Origin of the sequence: Pantoea sp. Mb-10 (assembly GCF_021272205.1) — a bacterium.
In the GTDB taxonomy this organism is placed as follows: Bacteria; Pseudomonadota; Gammaproteobacteria; order Enterobacterales; family Enterobacteriaceae; genus Pantoea.
This window is the reverse complement of sequence record NZ_JAJSDX010000019.1, coordinates 1-1,223: the sequence shown is the minus strand read 5'-3', so window position 1 is coordinate 1,223 and position 1,223 is coordinate 1. Positions and strand designations below refer to the sequence as shown.

The following is a 1,223-nucleotide window of genomic DNA, read 5'->3' as shown; positions in this document are numbered from 1 at the left end:
GAGGCTTCCACTGCTTGTACGTACACGGTTTCAGGTTCTGTTTCACTCCCCTCGCCGGGGTTCTTTTCGCCTTTCCCTCACGGTACTGGTTCACTATCGGTCAGTCAGGAGTATTTAGCCTTGGAGGATGGTCCCCCCATATTCAGACAGGATACCACGTGTCCCGCCCTACTCTTCGAACTCACAGCCTATGCCTTTTCGTGTACGGGGCTGTCACCCGGTATCGCGCGACTTTCCAGACGCTTCCACTAAGACACAAACTGATGCAGGTTCTGGGCTGCTCCCCGTTCGCTCGCCGCTACTGGGGGAATCTCGGTTGATTTCTTTTCCTCGGGGTACTTAGATGTTTCAGTTCCCCCGGTTCGCTTCGCAGCACTATGTATTCATGCTGCGATGATGCACTGAGTGCACCGGGTTTCCCCATTCGGACATCGTCGGCTGTAGCGGTTCATATCACCTTACCGACGCTTTTCGCAGATTAGCACGTCCTTCATCGCCTCTGACTGCCAGGGCATCCACCGTGTACGCTTGGTCGCTTAACCTCACAACCCACAGGCGTTTTTCAGCGCTGCGTGTTGCAAGCATTTGAGAGACCCGACCGCGCCTCATTCACCGCCTGTTACGGGGCATTGATAAGGCGCGTCGTTTCAAATTTTCAGCTTGTTCCGGATTGTTAAAGAGCAAATACTTCGCAGCACACTTTCTCAGCGTGCTCTGAAGTGATTTTCAGACTGTAATGGTGGAGCTAAGCGGGATCGAACCGCTGACCTCCTGCGTGCAAGGCAGGCGCTCTCCCAGCTGAGCTATAGCCCCATACAGTGACTGCAGAGACCGTCTACTACCACTCAACGGAGTACGCTCCATAAGGAACGTAATTCGTGCTCAGGCAAGGCATGTTTCCGCAAAGCATGGTGTTCCATGCGAGCCGGAGACATAACGCAGCGTGAGTGCGAATTTGGTAGGCCTGAGTGGACTTGAACCACCGACCTCACCCTTATCAGGGGTGCGCTCTAACCACCTGAGCTACAAGCCTGTAGAGGTTTTTTCTGCTCGTTACTTTTCTATCAGACAATCTGTGTGAGCACTTCGCGGGAAGGTATCTTCAGGTAAGGAGGTGATCCAACCGCAGGTTCCCCTACGGTTACCTTGTTACGACTTCACCCCAGTCATGAATCACAAAGTGGTAAGCGCCCTCCCGGAGGTTAAGCTACCTACTTCTTTTG

The 1,223-nt window shown here is 53.4% G+C and carries 2 tRNA genes and 2 rRNA genes; all 4 read right to left on the bottom strand.

What is annotated here, in order from left to right:
- Nucleotides 1–542: ribosomal RNA gene (locus LU196_RS20295) — 23S ribosomal RNA — on the bottom strand; the annotation flags it as partial.
- A gap of 195 nt (nt 543–737) precedes the next feature.
- Nucleotides 738–813: transfer RNA gene (locus tag LU196_RS20290), tRNA-Ala, on the bottom strand.
- Nucleotides 814–956: 143 nt separating this feature from the next.
- A tRNA-Ile gene (locus LU196_RS20285) sits at nt 957–1,033 on the bottom strand.
- 74 nt (nt 1,034–1,107) lie between these two features.
- Nucleotides 1,108–1,223: ribosomal RNA gene (locus tag LU196_RS20280) — 16S ribosomal RNA — on the bottom strand; the annotation flags it as partial.